Origin of the sequence: Vibrio sp. SCSIO 43009, assembly GCF_023716525.1 — a bacterium.
GTDB lineage: Bacteria > Pseudomonadota > Gammaproteobacteria > Enterobacterales > Vibrionaceae > Vibrio > Vibrio alginolyticus.
Genome location: NZ_CP071842.1, coordinates 2,798,466 through 2,813,651, shown reverse-complemented (window position 1 = coordinate 2,813,651; position 15,186 = coordinate 2,798,466). Strand labels below are relative to the sequence as shown.

Below are 15,186 nucleotides of genomic sequence, written 5' to 3'. Positions count from 1 at the left end.
AGAGTTATGCAGAAAAGTGAGTTGAGCAATATTAATATTATCGAAGAACAGGTTCTTATTACTCCGGAGGAACTAAAAAACAAGCTTCCTTTGAGTGAAAAAGCACGTCGCTTTATTCAAGAGTCTCGTCAAACTATCGCTAATATTATTCACAAGAAGGATCACCGCCTGCTTGTTGTATGCGGTCCATGTTCTATCCACGACGTAGAAGCGGCGAAGGATTACGCAAAGCGACTTAAAGCACTCTCTGAACAACTAAGTGACCAACTGTATATTGTTATGCGTGTTTACTTTGAGAAGCCGCGCACCACGGTCGGCTGGAAAGGCTTGATCAATGATCCACACCTAGACGGCAGTTTCGATATTGAACACGGTCTGCATGTTGGACGCGAACTTCTGGTGGAGTTGGCAGAGATGGAAATCCCGCTCGCGACTGAGGCTCTAGACCCAATTAGCCCACAATACTTGGCGGATACTTTTAGCTGGGCAGCCATCGGTGCTCGTACGACGGAGTCACAAACTCACCGTGAAATGGCAAGCGGCCTGTCTATGCCAATCGGTTTTAAGAATGGCACCGATGGCAGTTTGGCAACCGCAATTAACGCGATGCAAGCTGCGTCCTCTAGCCACCGTTTTATGGGAATTAACCGTGAGGGACAAGTCGCACTGTTGACCACCCAGGGCAATGCTAATGGACATGTGATCTTACGTGGCGGCAAGCAAACTAACTACGATTCGGTATCAGTCACTGAGTGTGAGCAAGAGATGGCGAAATCTGGTCTTGATGCTTCATTAATGGTGGATTGCAGTCACGCCAACTCACGTAAAGATTACCGTCGCCAGCCATTAGTCGCGGAGGATGTGATTCATCAAATCCGTGAAGGCAATAAATCTATTATCGGTCTTATGATTGAAAGCCATATCAATGAAGGAAATCAATCTTCTGACTTAGCTCTTGAAGAGATGAAATACGGTGTATCTATCACTGACGCATGTATCAATTGGGATTCAACTGAGGCACTATTACGTCATGCACATGAAGAGCTAGTGCCTTTCTTAGAAAATCGTCTAAAGGCTAATTAATACAGGATTTAAGGAACATCAATGGCAGTTGAACTTAACGCATTACGCGATCAGATTGATGCAGTCGACAAGCAAATGTTGGAGCTATTGGCTCAGCGTTTAGCGCTCGTAGAGAAAGTTGGGGAAGTAAAAAGCGAACATGGTTTGCCAATTTATGCTCCAGACCGCGAAGCGGCGATGTTAGCTTCTCGTCGCGCTGAAGCTGAAAAAATGGGAATTCCTCCACAGCTTATTGAAGATATTCTGCGTCGAACAATGCGTGAGTCTTATGCCAGCGAGAAAGATTCCGGTTTTAAGTGTTTGAACCCTGATTTACGCTCAGTTGTTATTATTGGTGGTAATGGTCAATTGGGTGGCCTGTTTGGGCGTATGTTCAAATTGTCGGGCTACCAGGTCAAAGTTCTCGGTAGTAAAGACTGGGATCATGCGGATGAGATTCTAGACAACGCGGGTTTAGTCGTGGTCACGGTGCCGATTCATCTAACGGAAGGGGTGATCGAAAAACTGGGGAACTTGCCGCAAGACTGCATTCTGTGTGACCTGACTTCTATCAAGTCGAAGCCTCTGCAAGCAATGTTGAATGTGCACCAAGGTCCTGTGGTTGGTTTGCACCCAATGTTTGGCCCAGATGTTCCGAGCCTTGCCAAGCAGGTTATTGTGTACTGTGATGGCCGTGGTCACGAGCATTACCAATGGCTATTGCAACAGTTTGGGATATGGGGCGCAAGCTTGTGCCAAATCGATGCACAAGAGCACGATCATGGCATGACGTTGATTCAGGCGCTGCGCCACTTCACGTCGTTTGCTTACGGTATGCACCTTAGCAAAGAGAATCCGAACATCGATCAGTTGTTGAAGTTAAGCTCGCCAATCTACCGCCTTGAATTGGCGATGGTGGGACGACTGTTTGGTCAGGATCCGAACTTGTACGGTGATATCATTTTCTCTTCTCAAGAGAATATCGATATGATCAAGCGATTCCATCAGCGTTTAGGTGATGCGGTAGCGATTCTGGATAGCAGAGACAAAGCGCGATTCATCGAAAGCTTTAAGCAGGTGAGTGATTGGTTTGGTACTTATTCTCAACAATTTATGAATGAGAGCCAAAACTTACTCAAACAGGCGAATGATAATATTCATCGCGGCTAATCACGGGTCATTTAGCCGTGCAGAGTCCGAAACAAAAAGAGCAGCGTAAGCTGCTCTTTTTCGTGTTGATGGACAAATCAGTTCGTCGCAGTATTACTCGTATCTTCACTTGATACTGTGTTGATACTGGTATCGCGATAGGGTGAATTGGTTAAATTGACTTGTAGGCGCACAACGTTATCAATCAATTGAACCAAAGGTCCCCATTTCACTTTTTTCTCTTTTTCAAAGACGTCGTTGAAGTTTTCTGGCGTCCACTCCATTAAGTATTGAGGGTTGAGTGCTCGTCCGAGGAAGCGTACTTCATAGTGCAAGTGTGGCCCTGTGGAGTTGCCAGAGTTACCGCATTGAGCAATGATGTCGCCTTTACTAACAAACTGACCGCTTTTCACTTTGAAGCGTTGTAGATGAGCAAAGGAGCTCATAAAGCCAAATGAGTGACGAATGGTGACATAGTTACCATAACCACGATTGCTCGGGCGAACGGTTTCCACCACACCGTCAGCCGGTGCCAGGATCTCTTCTCCTCTTTTACAAGTCAGATCGATACCAGTATGAACATGCCTCTTACCTGAAATCGGATTAATACGACTGCCGTAAGAAGAAGAAATACGTTGGTATGTGACTGGACTGTCATTTGGTATCAAACGGAACATCGTCGCTCGAACAGCAGAATCGATAGCGGCTGCGTCAATTCGCTCCTCTAACCCCATGCTGTTCTCATCGATCATCAACTCTTCGTCTGCGAGACCTAAAACCGATTCAACGTCGAATACCCGTTTGCCCAATAGCTGAATTTGATTGTTTTTGTCCGTCAAAGACTGGGAAAGCGAATGATTGGTATCAAGCTGTTCTTCGTAAAGAGCCGTCACTTCGGCCTTTTCACTTTCCAGTTTGGCGATGATTTGTGTTAGTTCGTCTTTATTGTGCATCTGCTGCTGATTAAGGTACCACGCGCCACCAACGACGGCGGGTAATGCCAATACTGAAGCAAATACTGCTAGGACCGAACTGCGGCCCAAATAGAACTGCTGATCGCCGTCTTTCGTCGGGATCTGCATGATGATTTTTTTAGACATAGTTATTGTTACTTAAATAGGCGTTCATTTATTTTTCTCCTAAAAACCAGAGAGGTGCTCTAACTCTCGATTCAGAAGGTCGTTATTGCCTACATTCAATTCTATAAATCGTTTTAGTTGGCTAATGCTTTCGATGTCTATCTTAGCGATCTTCAACCTAATCTCACACTTAGAGACATTCACAATTTGCGCTTTTAACGTAATCACTTGTTCGGATTGATCAAATGAAAAAGTCACATGGACTGGAAGGGTTGGATCCAAAGCCTCAGTCTCTTCCACTTTCATGAGTAAACCATGCAAGGAAAGATCTTGAATCCTAGCTTCAATTGCCAAGTCACGTTGTTCTATCTTAGCTGGAGCTTGATGGAGAATACGTGAAAAGCGTCGTCTCTCTGTCATATGAATATTCTCGTCAGGTCGTCAAACAGAATTGAATAGTATATCAATACGAACAAAAAATGTTCGATTGTTGTTTGAAAAGTGTCGAGGTCGCTACAGAGTGACGTAAGTGCTATGTCATGTTCTTAACGAACGAGACGGGCTAATGAGCTCTTTTTATAACAAAGAAAACAAAGGCCGCTATGATAGCGGCCTTTGTACAAATTACAATCAAACTTTGTGGGTTGCGATTACTTTGCAATACGCTTGTATTTGATACGGTGTGGTTCTGCGGCTTCAGGACCCAATGTTTTCTTCAACCAATCCATGTACTCTGTGTAGTTACCTTCGTAGAAGTTAACTTGGCCTTCGTCACGGTAGTCAATGATGTGAGTCGCGATACGGTCAAGGAACCAACGGTCGTGCGAGATAACCATTGCACAACCAGGGAACTCTAGTAATGCTTCTTCTAGAGCACGCAGTGTTTCAACGTCAAGGTCGTTGGTTGGTTCGTCGAGTAGCAACACGTTACCGCCCGCTTTAAGAAGCTTCGCAAGGTGGACACGGTTACGCTCACCACCCGATAGTTCACCAATAATCTTTTGTTGGTCACTGCCTTTAAAGTTAAAGCGTGAACAGTATGCGCGAGCTGGGATTTCGAAGTTGTTGATCTTAATGATATCAGCACCTTCAGAGATCTCTTGGAATACGGTTTTAGAATCGTCCATGCTGTCACGGAACTGATCGACCGATGCCAGTTTTACTGTATCGCCCATCTCAATTGTGCCCGAGTCTGGTTGTTCAGTACCACTTAACATCTTGAATAGCGTCGATTTACCTGCGCCGTTAGCACCGATGATACCAACAATTGCACCTTTAGGGATGCTGAATGACAGGTCATCAATCAGAACACGACCGTCAAATGACTTGGTCAGGTTCTTCACTTCAATAACCTTATCACCTAGACGCTCACCTGGTGGGATAAACAGTTCATTGGTTTCATTACGTTTTTGGTGATCAGAGCTTTGCAGTTCTTCAAAGCGAGCCATACGTGCTTTTGACTTCGCTTGACGACCTTTAGGGTTTTTACGTACCCACTCAAGCTCTTTCTCGATAGTCTTTTGGCGAGCACTCTCTTGGGAGGCTTCTTGTTGTAGACGAGCGTCTTTTTGCTCCAGCCATGAGGTGTAGTTGCCTTCCCATGGGATACCTTCACCACGGTCCAGTTCTAAGATCCAGCCCGCAGCGTTATCTAGGAAGTAACGGTCGTGGGTGATGGCTACTACGGTACCTGTGTAATCCACTAAGAAGCGCTCTAGCCAAGCCACTGATTCTGCATCTAGGTGGTTGGTAGGTTCATCAAGCAATAGCATGTCTGGCTTAGAAAGTAGCAAGCGACAAATAGCCACACGGCGGCGTTCACCACCTGATAGGTGCGCAATTTTTTGGTCCCATTCAGGTAAACGTAGTGCGTTTGCTGCACGCTCAAGCGCATTTTCTAGGTTGTGACCATCTTTCGCTTGGATAAGGGCTTCTAGCTCGCCTTGCTCTTTTGCAAGTGCGTCGAAGTCTGCATCTGGTTCAGCGTATGCTGCGTAGACTGCGTCCAAACGTTTCAGAGCGTCAGCAACGTCAGCAACCGCTTCTTCAACAACTTCACGAACGGTTTTTGATTCGTCTAATACTGGTTCCTGAGGTAGGTAACCTACGTTTAGACCAGGTTGTGGACGCGCTTCACCGTCGATATCCGTGTCGATACCTGCCATGATACGTAGCAGTGTGGATTTACCTGCACCGTTCAGACCTAAAACACCGATTTTCGCACCAGGGAAGAAGCTCAGAGAGATGTCTTTAAGAATTTGACGCTTAGGTGGCACAATTTTGCTCACCCGCGACATGGTATATACGTATTCAGCCATTGCCGATCGTTCCTAAATTAACTGTCATTCAAACCCATCATTTTATACCAAGTGCTTTGTTTTTGTTACCGCATTGCAAGAATTTCCCTAACGAATGGATTTCTTATTTTGAGCTGACCGGAAACTTACACGGTTAGGGTATACACTTTTGTTATTCGTTAAGAATGACGAAGTGTTTTCTATGCGAGTTAGAAACGCTTTGTCTCCATCGTCTTAAAAGTTTGACGAGTACAATTTTTAATACACTAAGTTGCTTTACATGGACATCTGCATTCTGTGTAAATAGATGCATGTGTGAAAATTGCCTTAACATCACATGAACTCTAACAAAACTAGGCTTTAGGGCAGTATATGTCTGGGGAAAATGACACAAATGAGATTCAACGTATCTGAATTGGCTAAAAACGTATGCTGCGCCGCCGCGTTGTGTGCTATGAGTTTGAGTGCTAATGCCGCGCTGAGTTTGGAAAAGCAGCGCGAAGTATATGAGCAAGCTCAAGATTTATTAGATAAAAATGACATCGACGGATACCTTTCGATTCGTCCTAAAATTTCTGACTATCCACTAACGCCTTATGTGGATTACCGCACTTTTATTAGACAGTTACCGGAAAAGTCACCACAACAGGTGAACGAGTTTATTTCTGAGCACGAGTCTTTTCCATTTTCTCGTCGAGTTCGCGCTCCATACCTCAATCATCTTTATAAGCAAAAAGATTGGAAAACTATTACTGAGTTTCAAAAAGTCATTCCTAGTGGTGAGCGTTACCAATGTATTTTCTACGTCGCTCAATTAAAGCAAGGCAAGAAAGTCGCGGCGTTTAAAGGGGCTGAACATATGTGGTTACGTGGCATCAGCATTGCTGATGAGTGTGACCCATTATTTGAAGCATGGGACAAGGCGGGTGAGCGTACCGATGAACTGATTCTACAGCGTATGTTACTGGCGTTTGATGCTCGTAATGGCGGTTTGATGAGTTACTTGCTCAAACTGCCTAAATCAGCGCAGGCAAAGCAACAAGCCAAAGAAATGAAAGCGTTGTTTGATAATCCTTCAAGTGTTGCGGAATTCGCGAAGAAAAAACCTGCGAATGATTTTAATCGAGCGCAAAGTGAATATGCGTTAGAAAAGTTGGCTCGTATGAACACTAGCCAAGCACAAGGTGCGTACGATGCCGTCATTAAAGGACAGAAGTTTTCTCCAGAAAAAGCGCAAGAACTTGCCGACTATATTGCATTTCGATTGACTCGTACGGAGTCTGAGTCATTAGCTAAATGGCGCGATGATAAAACGAAAACCAGTCAGTACTTACCGTTGATTGAAACGCGCATCCGCTTAGCGATTCAAAATGCAGATTGGAAAGGCGTACAAGAGTGGATTGCTGTTCTAAATAAAGAAGAACAAGCCACGCTACGCTGGCAATATTGGCTTGGAAGAAGTGAAATAGCGTTAGGTGATGACATCGCGGGGAAACAGCGTTTAGCAACTCTGCTTGGGCAACGAAACTTCTACAGTGTGGCTGCCGCCAATGCAATCGGACAATCAATCAAATACCCAACGCATACGGTTAAGTTGGATAAGAAAGTTGTTCAACCCTATCAAGACTCGTTAGCTCGTATCGAAGAGTTGATCGCGACGGATAAAATCGCAGCAGCGAAGAGTGAATGGGCACACTTACTGCGCCGCGTAGGAAAAGATGAAAAGGCGATGTTGGCGGCTTATGCATCATTTAAACGTTGGCATCACCTAACGGTGACCGCGAGTATTCAAGCGCAGATGTGGGATAATATCGAACTTAGGTTCCCAATAGCACACCGCTGGTGGTTTAACTTTTATGCGAAAAAGCACAACATTGATCCCGTCACGATGATGTCTCTCGCTCGACAGGAAAGTGCGTTAGATGTTGAAGCCCGCTCTCCAGTTGGCGCTCGTGGTCTTATGCAGATCATGCCTGCGACGGCGAAGTACACGGCACGTAAATATAAGTTGAGTTATCAAGGTACGCAGGATCTCTACAATGTAGGAAAAAATATCGAAATTGGTAGCCATTATTTGCAAGGTTTATTAGAGGATTACGATAATAATCGTATTTTTGCTCTTGCTGCTTATAATGCAGGTCCTAACAGAGTAAAAACGTGGCGAGAGCGTACCCAAGGAAAAGTGGATGCTTATGCCTTTATTGAGGCAATTCCATTTAAAGAGACGCGCGGTTATGTACAAAACATCTTGATGTTTGAAACATACTATCGTGATCTTTTGGGTATCGATGGCGCGTTCTTGAATCAACATGAGATCAATACCAAGTATTGAGTGAGGTAACTTGATGTCGCACGAACCCGAGTACAAAGACTGGCAACAGATTATTGAGCTAATTCGAACAAGTATGGGCACCCAGCAAGATGACATGCTGTTAACTATGCTGATGTCACGTGATGAGAGAGAGTCATTAATATCACGCGTTAATATAATTAACGAACTTCTTAAAGGAGAATTATCTCAACGTCAGATCAGTCAGATGCTTGGTGTGGGCATTGCCACCATTACTCGTGGCTCTAACGAACTAAAGTCGAAATCTGATGAAGAAAAAGACAAGTTGAAAGTCTTGTTAGAACAAGTTGCGGTATCTAAGTAGACAGTATATCCAATTTGCTTTTAGGCCTTGGTGTTACAAGTGACTAAGATAACGTATTACAAAGGGCGGAAATATCCGCCCTTTTGCGTATCTAGAGACTAGGCTGAGTGTTATAAATTTGAAGGAAAATGCTCAGGGTTTGTGAATGGAATTAAAGCCAGAATCAAGGCTTGGTGATAGACCGAGCTTCGAGTTAGCTGGTTTTGGGTTAGCAGGCTAATAGCGCCACCTTTCTGTTTGATATTATCAGTACCAAACACTTCGTCCATTACATCTCCCAATTCATTCGCATCCTTGAGTTTTTCCAAGACTTTTGGCGGCAACATTAAGCTTGCAGAACGAGATTCACCGCGGTGAGTCTCTGATTCAACCACCATCCAAGCAAACGTCACGTTTGCTTCAATTCCCGCTTCGAGACCGACATAGTAATCCGCGTTTGGCATCTTTACTTTTGCGTTTTTAACGCGGTTTAGCGCACCACGATGAGTTTCTTCATTCGTCATGGGCTGATCTGCGACCTCACTCGGTACACTGATGCCAACGAAGTTGAATTCTTGATGCGGAAATGCATTACGAAATGCACTTTGAACTGCATTAATTTTGGCTGGGTTTAGCGATGCGATTACGACTTTTTGGGTTGCCATGATCTTTTTACTCACTGGTGTCTATTAACTCAATTTTACTTGCGTAGGCTTTACGTTCTCACTCGGGTAACAGCCTAATACTTTCAAGTGCTTAGTGATTTTTGTTAGCTCTTCAAGTGCCTGTTGCATTTCTGTCGAAGCAAGATGTGATGTCAAGTCTACGTAGAACATCTCTTCCCACGGGTTCCCCATAATTGGGCGTGATTCTAGCTTGGTCATATTGATGCCGTAACGTTGCAGCACTAATAGTGTTTCAACCAATGAACCTGCCTCTTGGGAGGTCGACATGATCAATGTGGTTTTTGCTGGAATCTGAGTAGAAACTTCAACCGGTTTACGAGCAACCACGATAAAGCGAGTATGGTTTTCGGTTTGGTTTGCGATGTTGCCTTGAATTGCTTGCAAGCCATATAGCTTACCGCTTGATGCATTACCAATTGCAGCTACATCATCACGATCCATCTCTTGGACTTTCTGCATTGCATCTGCTGTGCTCGCGCAGGACTCCAGCTTTACTCCTTTCATACGGCTTAAAAACTCACTGCACTGTTGGTGTGGCTGAGGGTGAGAATACAGCGTTTTAATATCTTCCAGACGAATGTCTTTTTTCGCAACCAAGCAGTGTTCGATTGGTTGAGTTAGCTCTCCAACGATGTAAAGCGTCGTGTGTTGTAGTAAGTCATACACTTCATTAATAGAGCCTGAGCTGGTGTTTTCGATTGGCAGAACGCCATAATCAGCATGGCCAGATTCAACCGTTTGAGTCACTTCTTTAAAGTGCTCGCAGTTGAGCTCGATAAGCTCCGTATTTTTACGACTGAAGTATTCGCGACTTGCCAAGTGCGAATAAGAGCCTTTGGCTCCTAAAAATGCGACGCGAGCAAGTGGCTTACGGCTTTGCTGTGGGTTAACGAGATTTTGCAGATAACTTTGTTGAAGCAGAACTGAGTCTTCAATGATGGTATGGAAAAGTTTGGTGATGTACTGCGCGTCAAGTTCGTATTTATCTTGGCCATTAGAAATCAGCTTGACCAATAATTGCTGTTCACGGACGGCGTCGCGAACAGGCTTTGAGGTTTGTACTTTGCTTTTGGCTACTTCAATGCTGAGTTTACGGCGCTCAGACAATAAGCTGAGAAGTTGGTCATCCAACTCATTCAAGCGTAAACGAATTTCTTCGAGGGAAATAGGTTGGTCAGTCATCAATTCTTTCCTTATAAAAAAGCCTCCCGATTTGGGAGGCTTTCTGTTTGTTTTTGACTTTTCTTTCACAAACGAGTTCGCCCCTCCAACTATGGGAGGAAAAAGAAGTCAAAAATAAACAGTGAGGTTAAATGCATAAATAGTGCTTAATTTATGAGTGTTTAAACACAATAAGCAAGGCTGGGGAGAGCGTCAAGCAAAAAAATAGCGCCTTTCGGCGCTATTTCCTCAATCTGTTCAGTTTACTCTTCTTCTTCTACTAGCTCAGGCTTACTTGCACGTCGAGCTTCAGGTTTGTGGGTCAGCTTGTTCAATTGTCGTTCTAGTTTTTGCTCCACTTCGTTGATAGCTGCGTAAAGATCTTCGTGAGTTGCTGAGGCAATGAGCTGGCCTTTAGGAACTTTGATAACCGCTTCGAATTTCTTCTGTTTGTTTGGTTCCTCACTGAAAGTTGCTTGGCAACCAATTAGGTCTACTTGCCATTTCTCCAGTTTTTTAAATTTGCTCTCAATATGAGCTCGGATTGCAGAGGTGATTTCGATGTTTTTGCCAGTGATATTCATTGTCATAAGTGTTTTTCCTCTGTTGCATCCCTCATGGGTTGAGTTCAGATTACCGCTTTAAGCATAAAAAAATGTGATTCAGATCATTATTTTGCTCGGGTTTTTTATGATGAAAAATGAATGTGATCTCACTCAAGAACTTCTGAGATTTATCGTGAAATTGCTTGTTATCGGTTAGTAAATCCGTAGATTGGATAGAATACTCAGCTGAAAACGGCCTCGTTTTTAGGGAAGTTTTACGGCCTAATATTTGAGGTGGTTAAAATTTAACTACATGTAAGGTGTGATGGCGATCACTGAGTCTCTCCAATGAATCCATTTAAAAAGCCGCTTACTGTACAAGCGGCTTTTTACTGCCTGGCATTTGGCTGACTTTTCGTAGCGGTATCATGAAAATGGGGTCTTTTGGGGCTAGTGAAACCCTTTCTAGACTTTTGACTTGGTCCAAACTTTCTAGTTGTTTGTATATTATGTAGTAGCGATTAATGCTTGTGACGTACCCAACCGTTGAGCTTAAACTTTTCCGCATAACGACTTCCACGTTATTAAACCAAACATTAGGATCGTAACCTTGTTGGGCTGCACGCTTACGAATACGCTCTACATTGCCGGGGCCCGCATTGTAAGCCGCCAATGTAAAGTAGAGTTTATTTTGTGCAGTAATATCAGGATCACTGAAGTACTGCTTACGCAAAAAAGCTAAGTATTTCACTCCAGCATGAATGTTGTTTTCTAATTGTCGAACATTTTTGATATTGATATTCGGATCTTGAGCGGTGCTGGGTAGGACTTGCATTATGCCAACGGCACCTCGGCTTCCAACTAGGTCGTTATTAAATCCTGATTCCTTGTAAGCGATTGCAGCGATCAGTAAATAGTCGATATCGTATTTCTCACCATAGCGTGAAAATAGCGCTGCGAGTTTTTCTAGTTGAGCAATTTTCTTAGGGTTAAGAGCTCTGTTCAACCATCCCGTGTTATCGATGTATTTACCGTAAATAACGTTACCGAGTAGTGTCCCAGAGCGAGACTTCTGGATGAACTTATTCACGACGGCTTTTAATTTGGGACTATTTTCTCGCATTGCCCAAGCAATTTTGCCATTTTTGCGGATAGGAATTTTTTTGTGCACCCGAATATCATCCATCACTTTCAGCCAAAGCTTGGCTTTATGGCTATCGAGAACAATGGCTTTGACGTAACCATTGTTGAGCATTCCGACCAGCTCATAATCTTGAAGTGTTTCTTCAATAAAGTGCACGATAACAGGCGGTAAGCCTTTTTTGTTTAGTTTCTTATTTAGTGTCTGAATGCTTTCAAAGTAGCTAGAGCTGGCGCGCACCCAAATCTCTTTGCCGCTCAGTTGTTCGATTTTCGTCATCGTTGGTGTGCTTTTGTTTGTCACTACCCACTCTTGAATGTCAGTGAGAATGGGTGAACTGAACTCCACTTTCTGTTTGCGCGTGTCGGTAATAGTCAGGTTGGCGACAACTAAGTCACCTGAACCGTTTTCTAAGGCTGGCAGTAGCTGGTCGCGGGCAACAGGAATAATTTGTACGTTAAGCTTTGGTTTGAGTTTACGAAGGTCTTTTTCGAAATGCGCCAGCAATTCCGCGCCTATGCCTTTTGGTGTGCCGCCCTCAATGTAGTAAAAGCCTAAATCGGCAGAAACTAAGACGCGCAGTACATTCTTATCTTTGATGACATCGAGGTCCCCAGTGTAAGGAGGCTGTTTGAGCGGCGAGATTTGCAGTGCGCAAACGGAAGCAGACAATAGGAGCAGCATAACTGCGCAAAGCTTAGATATCGTCACGTTCACATCCTTTTTATAAAGGGGGGAGGAGAACTTTAAGCATATGTGGAGCTAGGAAGATCATCAAGAAAGGGCTGAATACACTATTGAGAGTAATAAAAAACCGCCACGGTAAAAACGGTGGCGGTTCAGTTTAAAGCAAGTTCAATTACTTCACAGGGTTGAGCTCGATAAGCTTTTCAGTTCTTGCTACGGCGTCTTCCAAACCAAGTTGCTTGTAGGCCTCTAGCTGGATAGTCAGTGACTTACGTGCAGCTTCTGTGTCTGGATACGCTTTTTGTAGCTCTTGGCTGCGATTAATAGCAGCGACCCAAGCTTCACGGCGAAGGTAGAAGTCAGCAGTCGCTAAATCATAGTTCGCTAGACGGTTTTTCAGCGCGACCATACGTTTTTGTGAATCTTCTGCATATGGGCTATTCGGGTAACGTTGAAGTAGTTTTTTGAAGTCATCAAACGCTTTTTTTACCGGTTCAGGATCGCGATCGCTTCGATCTACGCTGAATAAATCATGCATAAAGTTACGATCTTGCGCCATGTGGCTTAGACCTCGCATGTACAGCACCCAATCCATCTTTTCATGGGTTGGGTTTAAACGCATAAAGCGAGAAATGGTTGCCAAGCCCAAAGCAAGGTCGTCGTTTTTGTAGTACGCATAGATTAGGTCAAGCTGCACCTGTTCTGAGTAGGCACCGAATGGGTAACGTGAGTCTAATGCTTCCAGTTTCTCAATTGCAGAAAGCCAATTACCACTTTGAAGAGAAATCTGTGCGTCTGCATACAGTTCCGAAGGCGGCACATCAGGAACGATTTCTTCTTTGCTTGTACATCCAAACAGAAGGGATACCGCTAAAAGGCCTGTTAAAGTCTGACGTTTCATATCAGGAGTCTGTTCCTTGAATCTAAATATTTCTTAAGCTGCCGTTACTTTCTTTCCAGTAACAGATACAATGTCGTAATAGTCTATTTTTTCACAGTCGTGAGCATTAGTCTCACAGTTTTTAAAAAAGTTCGATATGGCTCAGCAGATTGTATTAACAAATACCGTAAAAGATAGCCAGTTAGGTCAACGTTTAGACCAAGCTATCGCCGAATTATTCGCGGACTTCTCTCGCTCGCGCCTAAAAGAGTGGCTGCTTGATGGGAAAGTTCAAGTTGATGGTGAAGTTGTCACTAAACCTCGTACCAAAGTAATGGGTGGCGAGGAAATTACATTGCAAGCCGAGTTAGAAGATGAAGAACGCTGGGAAGCGCAAGATATCCCGCTAGATATCGTCTATGAAGATGAAGATATTATCGTTATCAACAAACCTCGTGACTTTGTGGTTCATCCGGGCGCTGGTACGCCTGATGGCACTGTGCTTAATGCGTTGTTGCATCATTACCCTGATATTGCAGAAGTACCTCGTGCAGGTATCGTGCACCGTTTGGATAAAGACACCACGGGTTTGATGGTGGTGGCGAAAACCGTTCCTGCACAAACTCGTCTGGTTCGCGCACTGCAAAAACGTAATATTACTCGTGAGTACGAAGCGATCGCTATTGGTCGTATGACTGCGGGCGGTAAAGTGGATCAGCCGATTGGTCGTCACTCTACTAAGCGCACGCTTATGGCGGTAGCACCAATGGGCAAACCAGCAGTAACGCACTACCGTGTTGCTGAACGCTTCCGCGAACACACGCGTATTCGCTTGCGTCTAGAAACGGGTCGTACGCACCAGATTCGTGTGCACATGTCTTACCTTCAGCATCCGTTGCTCGGTGATATTGCATATGGTGGACGTGCTCGCATCCCGACAGGTGCGTCTGAAGAGCTAACGGCAATGATCCGGGGCTTCGATCGCCAAGCATTGCACGCAGTAATGCTGCGCTTTGAGCACCCAATTACGGGCGAAGTTCTTGAGTTTCATGCTCCAGTGCCTGATGACATGGTTGTGATGACTGAAGCGCTTCGTCAAGATACAGAAGAGCACGGCTTACCGGAAGAATTCTAATATGAAGACGATCATTCCGAATTGGCCAGCGCCTAAAAATGTCAAAGCTTTCGCCTCAACACGCATAGGCGGATTTTCGACAGGCCCTTACCAAGGGCTAAATTTAGGTACTCACGTTGGGGATGATTTGTCTTTAGTAGAGAAGAACCGAGCTTGGTTGGCGCAACAGGCAAGCATGCCAAATGCGCCAATCTGGTTAAACCAAACGCATTCAACCGTTGTGGCTCAAGCAAATGAACCAACAACACAGGTGCTTGATGCGGATGGTGTATTTACTTCTTCAAGCCATGTTGTTTGTTCAGCGATGACCGCCGACTGTTTACCTGTATTATTGACTAATACACAAGGTACGCAAGTAGCCGCTGTTCACGCAGGTTGGCGCGGCTTAGCAAATGGCATTGTCGAAAATGCGTTAGCGTTGTTTTCTGGTGAAGTGATAGCGTGGCTTGGCCCTGCCATTGGCCCTCAAGCCTTCGAAGTGGGTGAAGATGTTCTGCAAGCTTTTGTTGATTTTGATTCACAGGCGAATCAAGCATTTGCTCCACGCGATATCGACGGTAAATGGTTTGCTGACATGTCGGTGCTGGCAACGCAACGTTTAAACCGAGCTGGTGTGACACAAGTGTTTGATTCTGGACTTTGTACTTACCAAGATAAAGCCTCTTTTTACTCGTATCGCCGTGATGGTAAGACAGGTCGACAAGCAACCTTTATTTGGATCGAAGACTAGC

14 protein-coding genes and 1 other annotated feature are annotated in these 15,186 nt (G+C 44.5%); of the genes, 6 read left to right on the top strand and 8 right to left on the bottom strand.

Annotation, left to right across the window (positions count from 1 at the left end; all coding sequences use genetic code 11):
• The first annotated feature begins 6 nt into the window (after nt 1-6).
• Together J4N43_RS13055 and tyrA are read left to right on the top strand one after the other, a co-directional pair.
• Entirely contained in the window at nt 7-1,083 is a 1,077-nt protein-coding gene (locus tag J4N43_RS13055) for a 3-deoxy-7-phosphoheptulonate synthase (RefSeq protein WP_053350229.1), read from the top strand.
• A 21-nt stretch (nt 1,084-1,104) separates the two neighbouring features.
• Nucleotides 1,105-2,232 carry a bifunctional chorismate mutase/prephenate dehydrogenase gene (gene tyrA / locus J4N43_RS13050; protein WP_005381901.1) on the top strand — a complete coding sequence of 376 codons (1,128 nt, stop codon included), beginning with the start codon at nt 1,105-1,107 and terminating at the stop codon, nt 2,230-2,232.
• Between the two features lie 77 nt (nt 2,233-2,309).
• Here the strand turns inward: tyrA and J4N43_RS13045 are convergent, their stop codons facing one another.
• The 3 genes from J4N43_RS13045 to ettA form a co-directional block, all read right to left on the bottom strand.
• On the bottom strand, nt 2,310-3,311 hold the full coding sequence (locus tag J4N43_RS13045; protein ID WP_005381900.1) for a M23 family metallopeptidase: 1,002 nt from the start codon (nt 3,309-3,311) through the stop codon (nt 2,310-2,312).
• Nucleotides 3,312-3,350: 39 nt separating this feature from the next.
• Nucleotides 3,351-3,710 carry a PilZ domain-containing protein gene (locus J4N43_RS13040; protein ID WP_005381897.1) on the bottom strand — a complete coding sequence of 120 codons (360 nt, stop codon included), beginning with the start codon at nt 3,708-3,710 and terminating at the stop codon, nt 3,351-3,353.
• A gap of 230 nt (nt 3,711-3,940) precedes the next feature.
• A complete protein-coding gene (gene ettA / locus J4N43_RS13035) occupies nt 3,941-5,608 on the bottom strand; it encodes an energy-dependent translational throttle protein EttA (RefSeq protein ID WP_005381894.1) in 1,668 nt (555 codons plus the stop codon).
• Nucleotides 5,609-5,972: 364 nt separating this feature from the next.
• Here ettA and sltY point away from each other — a divergent pair, with 364 nt between their 5' ends.
• Both sltY and trpR read left to right on the top strand, forming a co-directional pair.
• Complete coding sequence (gene sltY, locus J4N43_RS13030; protein WP_031812891.1) at nt 5,973-7,919, top strand: murein transglycosylase; 1,947 nt, start codon at nt 5,973-5,975, stop codon at nt 7,917-7,919.
• Nucleotides 7,920-7,932: 13 nt separating this feature from the next.
• Nucleotides 7,933-8,241 carry a trp operon repressor gene (trpR, locus tag J4N43_RS13025; protein ID WP_005381892.1) on the top strand — a complete coding sequence of 103 codons (309 nt, stop codon included), beginning with the start codon at nt 7,933-7,935 and terminating at the stop codon, nt 8,239-8,241.
• A gap of 110 nt (nt 8,242-8,351) precedes the next feature.
• Here trpR and yjjX read toward each other — a convergent pair whose 3' ends face one another.
• The 5 genes from yjjX to bamD all read right to left on the bottom strand — a co-directional run bounded on the left by yjjX (nt 8,352) and on the right by bamD (nt 13,341).
• Nucleotides 8,352-8,885 carry an inosine/xanthosine triphosphatase gene (gene yjjX, locus J4N43_RS13020; RefSeq protein WP_053350230.1) on the bottom strand — a complete coding sequence of 178 codons (534 nt, stop codon included), beginning with the start codon at nt 8,883-8,885 and terminating at the stop codon, nt 8,352-8,354.
• A 24-nt stretch (nt 8,886-8,909) separates the two neighbouring features.
• Nucleotides 8,910-10,088: a prephenate dehydratase gene (gene pheA, locus J4N43_RS13015; RefSeq protein ID WP_017636154.1), complete on the bottom strand. Its 1,179-nt coding sequence runs from the start codon at nt 10,086-10,088 to the stop codon at nt 8,910-8,912.
• Nucleotides 10,089-10,100: 12 nt separating this feature from the next.
• Nucleotides 10,101-10,222 (bottom strand) — a sequence feature (Phe leader region).
• 108 nt (nt 10,223-10,330) lie between these two features.
• Nucleotides 10,331-10,657: a ribosome hibernation-promoting factor, HPF/YfiA family gene (gene hpf, locus J4N43_RS13010; protein WP_005381889.1), complete on the bottom strand. Its 327-nt coding sequence runs from the start codon at nt 10,655-10,657 to the stop codon at nt 10,331-10,333.
• 325 nt (nt 10,658-10,982) lie between these two features.
• Entirely contained in the window at nt 10,983-12,464 is a 1,482-nt protein-coding gene (locus J4N43_RS13005) for an MltF family protein (protein WP_313895346.1), read from the bottom strand.
• A 148-nt stretch (nt 12,465-12,612) separates the two neighbouring features.
• On the bottom strand, nt 12,613-13,341 hold the full coding sequence (gene bamD, locus J4N43_RS13000) for an outer membrane protein assembly factor BamD (protein WP_053350232.1): 729 nt from the start codon (nt 13,339-13,341) through the stop codon (nt 12,613-12,615).
• Between the two features lie 136 nt (nt 13,342-13,477).
• Between bamD and rluD the strand changes: the two genes are divergently transcribed.
• Both rluD and pgeF read left to right on the top strand, forming a co-directional pair.
• Nucleotides 13,478-14,455: a 23S rRNA pseudouridine(1911/1915/1917) synthase RluD gene (gene rluD, locus J4N43_RS12995; RefSeq protein ID WP_005381875.1), complete on the top strand. Its 978-nt coding sequence runs from the start codon at nt 13,478-13,480 to the stop codon at nt 14,453-14,455.
• A 1-nt stretch (nt 14,456) separates the two neighbouring features.
• Entirely contained in the window at nt 14,457-15,185 is a 729-nt protein-coding gene (pgeF, locus tag J4N43_RS12990; protein WP_005381874.1) for a peptidoglycan editing factor PgeF, read from the top strand.
• Nucleotide 15,186 lies beyond the last annotated feature (1 nt).